This is a genomic window from Cellulomonas sp. B6 (genome assembly GCF_001462455.1).
Taxonomy (GTDB): domain Bacteria; phylum Actinomycetota; class Actinomycetes; order Actinomycetales; family Cellulomonadaceae; genus Cellulomonas.
On the sequence record NZ_LNTD01000244.1, the window covers coordinates 1 to 1,068 of the forward strand.

Below are 1,068 nucleotides of genomic sequence, written 5' to 3' on the forward strand. Positions count from 1 at the left end.
GCGCACGCTCGGCGCCGCGACCGCCCTCGCCCGCACGCTCGCCGGCCACCTCGGCGCGGGCGCCGACCCCGCCGTCGTCGACCTCGCCGCGCACGCGCCCGGGCTGCACGCGCAGCCCCGCCCGGCCGACGTCGACGCCGCGCTCGCGACCGTCGCCGGTGGTGACGTGCTCGTCGTCGCGACCCCCGTCTACAAGGCGTCGTTCACGGGGCTGCTCAAGTCGTTCCTCGACCTCTACGGGCCCGACGCGCTCGACGGCGTCGTCGCCGTGCCGCTCGTGGTGTCGGCGGCCCCCGCGCACGCGCTCGTCGGCGAGGTGCACCTGCGGCCGGTGCTCGTCGAGCTCGGCGCGACCGTCCCGACGCGCACGCTCAGCGTCCTGGACGCCGACCTCGCCGACCTGGATCCGGCCGTCGCACGCTGGTGGGAGCGGGCCGAGCGGCCGCTGCGACGGGCGGTCGGCGCACCGCTCGGCGCACCCGGGGCGTCCGACGCGCCGACGCCGGCCGCGCAGTCCGCCTCGCAGGCCACCCGCCAGCTCACCTCCGCGCTGGAGGTCGTGCGATGAGCACCAGCACGCCGGACCTGCGCCACCTCGAGCGCGCGCTGGCCGACCACGACGAGCCCGCGCTCACGGCCGACGAGTACAAGCAGGTGTTCCGTCGGCACGCCGCCGGGGTCGCCGTGGTGACCCTGCGGGACGGCGCCGCGCACGTCGGCTTCACCGCGACGTCCGTCATCTCGGTGTCGGCCGCTCCCCCGCTGCTCGCGTTCTCGCTGGCGTCCGGGTCGTCGTCGTGGCCCGCCCTGTCACGCGCGTCGACGGTCGCGGTGTCGTTCCTCGCCGAGGGCCAGGAGGACGTGTCGACGCGGTTCGCGACGTCGGGCGTCGACCGGTTCGCCGACGGCGGCTGGACCGCGCTGCCCACGGGTGAGGCGGTGGTCGACGACGCGCTCGCGTGGGTGCGGGCGCGCGTCGTCCAGCGCACGCCCGTCGGCGACAGCTATCTGGTGTCGCTGCGCGCGCTCGCGCACGGCGTGACGGACGCGCAGCCCCTCGTCTACCGC

The 1,068-nt window shown here is 77.3% G+C and carries 2 protein-coding genes; both read left to right on the top strand.

What is annotated here, in order from left to right:
* Positions 1-568: NADPH-dependent FMN reductase (locus ATM99_RS17380; RefSeq protein ID WP_082660004.1), on the top strand; the 568-nt coding region annotated here is incomplete at its 5' end.
* A partial coding sequence (locus ATM99_RS17385; RefSeq protein WP_062104066.1) for a flavin reductase family protein occupies positions 565-1,068 on the top strand: 504 nt, incomplete at its 3' end. The genes ATM99_RS17380 and ATM99_RS17385, both read left to right, overlap by 4 nt.